General features: G+C 76.2%; 9 protein-coding genes. 7 read left to right on the plus strand and 2 right to left on the minus strand.

Going from position 1 to position 7257, the window contains the following annotated elements; translation table 11 throughout:
• The first annotated feature begins 90 nt into the window (after nucleotides 1-90).
• From ACXET9_RS13830 to ACXET9_RS13855, 6 genes are read left to right on the plus strand one after another with little or no spacing between them, the layout of a single operon-like run.
• A complete protein-coding gene (locus tag ACXET9_RS13830; RefSeq protein WP_457887251.1) occupies nucleotides 91-555 on the plus strand; it encodes a holo-ACP synthase in 465 nt (154 codons plus the stop codon).
• A complete protein-coding gene (locus ACXET9_RS13835) occupies nucleotides 552-2321 on the plus strand; it encodes a bifunctional ADP-dependent NAD(P)H-hydrate dehydratase/NAD(P)H-hydrate epimerase (RefSeq protein WP_457887252.1) in 1770 nt (589 codons plus the stop codon). Before ACXET9_RS13830 ends, ACXET9_RS13835 begins: the two co-directional genes overlap by 4 nt.
• A gap of 13 nt (nucleotides 2322-2334) precedes the next feature.
• Nucleotides 2335-3510 carry an alanine racemase gene (alr, locus tag ACXET9_RS13840; RefSeq protein ID WP_457887253.1) on the plus strand — a complete coding sequence of 392 codons (1176 nt, stop codon included), beginning with the start codon at nucleotides 2335-2337 and terminating at the stop codon, nucleotides 3508-3510.
• A complete protein-coding gene (gene tsaE, locus ACXET9_RS13845; RefSeq protein WP_457887254.1) occupies nucleotides 3507-4169 on the plus strand; it encodes a tRNA (adenosine(37)-N6)-threonylcarbamoyltransferase complex ATPase subunit type 1 TsaE in 663 nt (220 codons plus the stop codon). The genes alr and tsaE overlap by 4 nt, the downstream gene beginning before the upstream one ends.
• Nucleotides 4169-4891, plus strand: coding sequence for a tRNA (adenosine(37)-N6)-threonylcarbamoyltransferase complex dimerization subunit type 1 TsaB (gene tsaB / locus ACXET9_RS13850; protein ID WP_457887255.1), 723 nt, complete (start codon nucleotides 4169-4171; stop codon nucleotides 4889-4891). The genes tsaE and tsaB overlap by 1 nt, the downstream gene beginning before the upstream one ends.
• 1 nt (nucleotide 4892) lies before the next feature.
• Nucleotides 4893-5396 carry a GNAT family N-acetyltransferase gene (locus ACXET9_RS13855; protein WP_457887256.1) on the plus strand — a complete coding sequence of 168 codons (504 nt, stop codon included), beginning with the start codon at nucleotides 4893-4895 and terminating at the stop codon, nucleotides 5394-5396.
• Here the strand turns inward: ACXET9_RS13855 and folE are convergent.
• Complete coding sequence (gene folE / locus ACXET9_RS13860; RefSeq protein WP_457887257.1) at nucleotides 5380-5976, minus strand: GTP cyclohydrolase I FolE; 597 nt, start codon at nucleotides 5974-5976, stop codon at nucleotides 5380-5382. The genes ACXET9_RS13855 and folE overlap by 17 nt on opposite strands.
• Complete coding sequence (locus ACXET9_RS13865; protein ID WP_457887258.1) at nucleotides 5973-6443, minus strand: hypothetical protein; 471 nt, start codon at nucleotides 6441-6443, stop codon at nucleotides 5973-5975. Before ACXET9_RS13865 ends, folE begins: the two co-directional genes overlap by 4 nt.
• A gap of 103 nt (nucleotides 6444-6546) precedes the next feature.
• On the opposite strand from ACXET9_RS13865, the gene ACXET9_RS13870 reads away from it, so the two are divergent.
• Nucleotides 6547-7239 carry a helix-turn-helix domain-containing protein gene (locus ACXET9_RS13870; protein WP_457887260.1) on the plus strand — a complete coding sequence of 231 codons (693 nt, stop codon included), beginning with the start codon at nucleotides 6547-6549 and terminating at the stop codon, nucleotides 7237-7239.
• The last annotated feature ends 18 nt before the right edge of the window (nucleotides 7240-7257 follow it).

Below are 7257 nucleotides of genomic sequence, written 5' to 3' on the forward strand. Positions count from 1 at the left end.
TGCCGGCGTCTCCGCCGGCATCCCCGCCGCCGGCGTGCGGCCCGCCGCAGTCCCGCCGCGACCCCCTGGTCGGAGTGTGATACTTCGATGGTGAGCATTCCAGCTGATCCCGACGGCACCGACGGCACCGACGGTCCTGGTGCCCGCGCCTTCCCGCCGCGCGACGACGGGGTCGTCGCGGGCGTCGGCATCGACGTCGCCGACATCTCCCGCCTCGCGGGGCTGATCGAGCGCACCCCGGCGCTCGCCGAGCGGCTCTTCGCCCCCGAGGAGCGCGGCCTCTCGGACGCCTCCAGGGCCGCCCGCGTCGCCGCGAAGGAGGCCGTCGGCAAGGCCCTCGGCAACCCGGGCGACTATTCCTGGCAGGACGTCACCGTCCACCGCACCGAGGCCCACCGCCCCTATCTCGTGCTCCGCGGTGCGGCCCTGGTCGCGGCCGAGCGCCTCGGCGTGGAGCACCTGCATCTCTCGCTCTCCCATGACGGCGACATCGCCACGGCGATCGTGATCGCCGAACGCGGGCCGTCGTCGGCCGACGACGGGAGCACCCCGTGAGCGGCTCGTCTCCGTCGAGCCGCTCGGGCCGCTCGGGCGAGGAGCCCGGCGGGATCCCGGGGTTCACGGCCGACGCCGTCCGCGCGGCGGAGGCGCCCCTGCTGGCGGCCGGCGAGCCGCTCATGCTGCGGGCCGCGGCGGCGCTCGCCGCGCATGTCCGCCGCGAGCTCGCCGATCGCGGACGGCCCGGTCCGTCCGACGGGCTCTCCGTCGACGGTCTCTCCGCCGACGGTCTCTCCGCCACCGGTTCCGCCGCCGGGGATCGCCCGACGGGCGCCGGGCCGCACGTGCTCGTGCTCGCGGGGGCGGGGGCGAACGGCGGGGACGGCCTGCACGCCGCGGCGATGCTCCGCGCCGACGGGATCGCGGCCGACGCGCTCGCCGTCTCCACCCGCCTGCACGAGGAGGGAGCGCAGACGCTCCGCGCGGCCGGCGGCACCATCCGCCGGCTCGGTGATCTCGCCGCCGCCGACGATCCTGTCGCGCTCTCCCGCCTCCTCGCTTCCGCCGAGCTCGTGCTCGACGCGATCCTCGGCCTCGGCGGGCGTCCCGAGGTCCCGGCGGAGCTGACGCCGCTGCTCGCCGCGGTCCGCGCCTCCGGCGTCCCGGTGATCGCCGTGGACCTGCCCAGCTTCGTCGACGCCAGCACCGGTCGGGCGGCGCCCGAGGCCCTCGCCGCGCGCAGCACCGTCACCTTCGGGGCGGTGAAGGCGGGGACGCTGCTGCCCGGCGGCAGCGGCCTCGTCGGCGTGCAGCATCTCGTGGACATCGGCCTGTCCGCGGAGCTGCTGGGGGAGCCCGCCGTGCGGCGCCTCGACGACGCGGCGGCCGCCCGGCTCTGGCCGCGCCCGCGCCGCGATGACTCGAAGTACACGCGCGGGGTCGTGGCGCTGCTGGCCGGCAGCGCGCGCTATCCGGGCGCCGCCGTCCTCGCGGCCTCCGGGGCCGCCCGGGCCGGCGCCGGGATGGTGCGCCTCCTCGCCCCGCAGCCGGTGCTGGACCTCGCCCTCCGCGCCCGGCCGGAGCTCGTCGGGCATCCGGTCGCGGTCGAGCACGAGGGGGCCCCGGGATCCGTCGTCGGCCTCGACGATCTCGGCCGCACCGATGCGCTCGTCGTCGGCCCCGGTCTCGACCCGGAGGACCCGCGGGTCCGGGCCGGGATCGCGGCGCTCGCCCGCGGGGACGATGGCCGCGCGGCGGGGATCCGGCGCGGGGCGATCGACGCGGGGGCGCTCGGCGGGCTCCGCCCCGGCGACCGCTTCACCGCCGACGTGGTGCTGACCCCGCACCGCGGGGAGGCGGCCCGGCTCGCCGACCGGCTCGGCCTCGCCGTCGACGCACGGGCGTCGACGCCCGCGGCCCCGCTCGCCCGGGCGCTCGCCGCGGCGACCGGCGCGACGGTCCTGCTCAAGGGCGCGGTCACCGTGATCGCACCGGGATCGGCCGACGCAGAGCCCGCGGGCCGAGCCCTGCCCGTCGATCGAGCCCTGCCCGTCGGCCTGGCGGAGGCCTCGGCGCCGCTGCTCGCGCAGGACGACGCCGTGCCGCAGCTCGCGACCGCCGGGACCGGCGACGTGCTCGCGGGGATCCTCGGCACGCTGCTCGCCGCGGGACTCCCCGGCCCCGAGGCGGCGGCGCTGGCAGCCCTCGTGCACGGCCGCGCGGGGGCGCTCGCCTCGCGCGGCGGGATCGTGCCGATCGTCGCCCTGGACGTCGCCGATCACCTGCCGGACGCCGTCGGGACTATCCTGGCGTGCGTCCCGTGAGCGAAGGAGCACGATGACCATCCCGATCCCCGCTGAGGATCCCCGACACCTGCCCACCCGGGCGGTGATCGACCCGTCCGCCATCACGGAGAACACCCGTGCGCTGACGGGCCTGCTCTCCGAGCACACCGCCCTGATGGCGGTGGTCAAGGCCGACGGTTACGGCCACGGCATGCTCACGGCCGCGCGCGCGGCCCTCGAGGGCGGGGCCACCTGGCTCGGCGTCGCGCATCCCGCGAGCGCGCTCGCGCTGTCCCGGGCGGGGCTGGACGTCCCGATCCTGTGCTGGCTGTACGAGCCGGAGACCGCCCGCACCGTGCTGCCCGAGGCGCTGCGCGCGGGCATCCACGTGTCCGTCGGCTCCGTGGAGATGCTCGAGCTGGTCTCGCAGGCCGCCCGCGAGGGCGACCGCCGGGCGCGCGTGCACCTGAAGATCGACACCGGCATGGGCCGCAACGGCGTCCTCCCGCAGGACGTGCGCGAGATCGGCGCGGCCCTGCAGGCCGACGAGTTCGTGAGCGTCGGCGCCGCCTGGACGCATCTGACCAGCGCCGACGATCTCTCCGACCCGGGGTCGACCGACCGCCAGGTCGAGATCTTCGACTCCGCCTGCGAGGTGCTCGCCGAGGAGGTGGGGCCGATCCCGCTGCAGCACCTGGCGAACTCCGCGGCCCTCCTGACCCGGCCCGACCTGCATCGGGACATCGTCCGCCCGGGCATCGCCCTGTACGGCTACCCGCCGGCGCCGACGGACCTGCCGCTGCGGCCCGCGATGACCGTCACCAGCCGGCTCTCGCTCGTCAAGGACGTCGAGGTCGGGCAGACGGTCGGCTACGGCCGTCGGCACACGGTCGGCGAACCCACCCGGCTGGGTCTCGTCCCCGCGGGATACGCCGACGGGCTCCACCGCGCGGCGAGCGGGCGCGCCGAGGTGCTCGTGCGCACCGGCTCGGGCGATCACCGCGTCCCGCAGGTCGGGCGCATCAGCATGGACCAGATCGTCGTGGACCTCGGGCCCGACAGTGACGCCCGCGCCGGCGACCCCGTGGTGATCTTCGGCGACGCCGGCGGCGATCCCACCCAGCCGGTCGCGCCGACGGCCGACGACTGGGCGCGTGCCGCCGACACGATCCCCTACGAGGTCCTCACCTCGGTCTCCGGGCGCATCGCCCGCGAGGTCCTGGCATGAGCCCCGCCACCGATCCGGCGGCCGGCTCCGATCCGGCGACCGGCTCCGATCGGGCGACCGGCTCCGCGACCGGCGCGGCGCTCGTGCTGCGCACGCGGGACGCCGACGCCACCCGCACCGTCGCGCGCGCCCTCGCCGGCGTCCTGCGCGCCGGCGACCTGCTCGTCCTCGACGGGCCCCTCGGCGCCGGGAAGACGACGTTCACGCAGGGCATCGGCGAGGGCCTCGGCGTCCGCGGACCCGTCGCCTCGCCGACCTTCGTCATCGAGCGCGTCCATCCGAGCCTCGTCGGCGGTCCCGAGCTCGTGCACGTGGACGCCTACCGCCTCGGCGGGGGAGGGGAGATCGACGACCTCGACCTCGAGGCCGATCTCGACCGCGCCGTCACCGTCATCGAATGGGGCCGCGACCTCGTCGAGCACCTCGCCGCGTCCTGGCTGCTGGTCGAGCTCGAGCGCCCCGACCGGGTCGACGACCCCGACGACCCCGACGAGCCGCGCGCGCTGCGCCTGCACCCCGTCGGCCCCCGCTGGGACGAGGCCGCCGTCGCCGCCCTCCGGGCCGCCCTCAGCGAGGTCGGGCTCGAGCCCGCCGCCGCTGGTCCCGACACCGCGGCCGATCCCGCCGCCCCTGCCCTCGACCCGGAGGAGACGCTCTGATGCTGCTCGGACTGGACACCTCCGGCGCGGTCAGCGTCGCCGTCGCCCGCGGAAGCCTCGCCGGAGCCGACGGCGCGGACGGCTCCGCCCCGGAGATCCTCGCGGTGCGCGCGGACAGTCGCTCCCGGCACCATGACGAGGTCCTCCTCGGCCTCGTCGACGAGGTCCTCGCGGAGGCCGGCGGGACGCGCGCCGAGATCACCGGCGTCGTCGTCGGCCGCGGCCCGGGCCCCTTCACCGGGCTGAGGGTCGGCCTCGTCGTCGCCCGCTCGATCGCCGCGGTGCTCGGCGTGCCGATCGTCGGCGTGAGCTCCCTGGACGCGCTCGCGCACCAGGCGCTCGCCGAGGACGCCGCCGCCGGCGGGACCGCGCGCACCGTCGCGGTCGCGCTCGACGCCCGCCGCCGCGAGGTCTACCACGCGCGCTACCGGCGGGAGGACGACGGGATGCTCGTGCGCACCGCGGAGCCCGCGGTCGACGCCCCCGCGGCCGTCGCCGAGGAACTGCGCGCAGCGGACCTGCTGGTCGGCTCCGGCACCGCGCTCTACCCGGAGCTGCTGCCGGGCGGCTCCGCCCTCTCGCACGCCGACGCCGGGCATCTGCTGCTCGTCGCCGCCGAGCTCGCGGCCCGCGGCGAGGACCTCACGAGCACGGAGCCGATGTACCTGCGCGCGCCCGACGCCGCCAAGCCGACCGCGCGCAAGAGCGCCCTGGGACGCTGAGATGGCCGTCGGCCCGCAGCCGGACCCGCCATCGGGCGGCCCCTGGGCGCTGCGTCCGGCGACCCTCGCGGACGTCGAGGAGATCGCCTTCGCCGAGCTCGAGCTCTTCCCCGACGAGGCGTGGACGGTCTTCCAGCTCGCCGAGGAGATCGAGCATCCCTCGCGCCGCTACGTCCTCGCCTGCGAGGGGACGGACGCGAGCGGCGAGCTGCTGGGATACGCCGGCATCATGATCGTCGGCGACGCCGCCGACCTGCACACGATCGGCACCCGGCGTCCCGGCGAGGGCATCGGCCGGGCGCTGCTCGCCTGGTGCGAGGAGCAGGCCCGCACAGGCGGCGCCGAGCGGATGCTGCTGGAGGTCCGCGAGGACAACGCCCGCGCCCGCGCGGTCTACGCGCGGGCGGGCTACCGGGAGATCGCGCGACGCCGCGGCTACTACGCGATCCGCGGCCGCCGCATCGACGCCCTGGTCATGGAGCGATCGCTCACCTCGGACTGCTGACGGCACCCGCGAGGGCGAGGAACTCCGCCCGGGAGCGGGGATCCTCGCGCAGACCGCCCAGCAGCGAGGACGTCACGGTGCTGGAGCCGGTGGACTGGACCCCGCGCAGGGTCATGCACGAGTGCTCGGCGCGCAGCACCACGCCCACCGCCTTCGGCTCGAGCTGCTCCTGCAGCCACAGCGCCACCTGACGGGTCAGGCGCTCCTGGGTCTGCGGCCTGCACGCGTAGTGCTCGACGATGCGGGCGAGCTTCGACAGGCCCAGGATCCGCTCGCCGGGGAGATAGGCGACGCAGGCGGTGCCCACGAAGGGCAGCAGATGGTGCTCGCACACCGAGCGGAAAGGGATGTCGCGGGCGAGGACGAGCTCGTCGTAGCCCTCGTCGTTGGGGAACGTGGTGGCGGTGAAGTCCCGCGGCGTGAGCATCTCCGCCCATGCCCGGGCCATGCGGCCCGGGGTGGCGCGGAGATGCTCGCCGCCCAGATCCACGCCGAGCGCGCGGAGGAAGTCGCCGGCCGCCGCTTCGGCGGCCGTCGTGTCCCGCACGGTCTCGTCGATGAGGTGGACGTCGGTGCTCATCGGGCGGCGACCGTCCGCTCGCGGCCGGTGTACGCCCGGGAGAGCAGGCCGAGCGCGACGGCGGCGACCAGCAGGCCCACGTCGCGCAGCGCCACGTCGTAGAACCCGGAGTAGGTGAGGAGGTTCAGGATGATGCCGGCGAGCCAGGCCGCGACGACCCAGGCGGCCAGGCGCGGCCGGATCGCGACGGCGAGACCGGCGACGATCTCGACGACGCCGACGACGTGCATCGCGGCCTGCGCGGAGACGGGCACGAGGACGACGACCCAGGGGGCCAGGTAGCCGGGCCAGTCGGTGAGCAGGTTCGTGAACTTGTCCAGGCCCATCAGCAGCGGCAGGACCACGAACCCGACGCGCAGCACCCAGAAGGCGGCGAAGCCGGGGTCGCGGCGGAGCCGCTCGGAGAACGGGGGAGGGGCGACGGGGGAGGCGTGCGAGGAGGCGGGGACGGGGGCCGGGGCGACCATGGGAGAGCTCCTTCTAGAACCAATGGGATGCTCTTTTAGAATCCGCCTCGGATCCTCGGCTGTCAATCCTTTTGTCAAGAATCGTTGGTGTTACAGTTCGGGCATGAGCTCACGCGCAGCGTCGGAGGACGATGGCCTGCAGGGCCTCAGCGCCCTCGCCGATCCTGCGCGCCGTCGGCTGTACGACCTGGTCGCGGCGCGCGACAACCCCATGACGCGGGACGAGGCGGCGACCGCGGCGGGGATGACCCGCACCCTGGCGGCCTACCACCTCGACCGCCTTGTCGACGCGGGACTGCTCGCGACGACCTATGCGCGCCCGCCCGGCGTCGGCGGCCCCGGCGCGGGCCGGCCCGCCAAGCGCTACCAGCGGGTCCTCGAGGAGCGGACGGTCTCCGTCCCGCCCCGCGACTACGCACTGCTCGCCGAGCTGCTCGCCACCGCGATCGACGACGACGGCGGGGGCGTGCTGCGGCGCGCGCTGGAGCGCGCGGCGACCGCGGCCGGGCAGGCGATGGGGGAGGAGCGCGGAGAGCTGCTGTCCCTGCTCGTCGAGCGCGGCTACGAGCCCGCGGTCGACGAGGCGGGCGACATCGTGCTGCGCAACTGCCCCTTCCATCGCCTCAGTCGCACCCACACCGAGCTCGTGTGCACGCTGAACCAGAACCTGCTCGGCAGCGCGCTGTCCGGCCGCGGCGAGGACCCCGCCCGGGCCGAGCTGTGCCCCCACGAGGGACGCTGCTGCGTCGTGATCCGCGCCGACGGCGGCCCTGCCTCGTCTGCGGAGGGTGCCTGACGCGGAGTGCGCCGGCCG

The sequence above is a fragment of the Brachybacterium netajii (SeqCode) genome (assembly GCF_054114245.1).

Coding starts and splice junctions, on each gene's coding strand:
- alr (WP_457887253.1), top strand. CDS start 2,335: ATGACCATCCCGATCCCCGCTGAGGATCCCCGACACCTGCCCACCCGG.
- tsaE (WP_457887254.1), top strand. CDS start 3,507: ATGAGCCCCGCCACCGATCCGGCGGCCGGCTCCGATCCGGCGACCGGC.
- tsaB (WP_457887255.1), top strand. CDS start 4,169: ATGCTGCTCGGACTGGACACCTCCGGCGCGGTCAGCGTCGCCGTCGCC.
- ACXET9_RS13855 (WP_457887256.1), top strand. CDS start 4,893: ATGGCCGTCGGCCCGCAGCCGGACCCGCCATCGGGCGGCCCCTGGGCG.
- folE (WP_457887257.1), bottom strand. CDS start 5,976: ATGAGCACCGACGTCCACCTCATCGACGAGACCGTGCGGGACACGACG.
- ACXET9_RS13865 (WP_457887258.1), bottom strand. CDS start 6,443: ATGGTCGCCCCGGCCCCCGTCCCCGCCTCCTCGCACGCCTCCCCCGTC.
- ACXET9_RS13870 (WP_457887260.1), top strand. CDS start 6,547: ATGAGCTCACGCGCAGCGTCGGAGGACGATGGCCTGCAGGGCCTCAGC.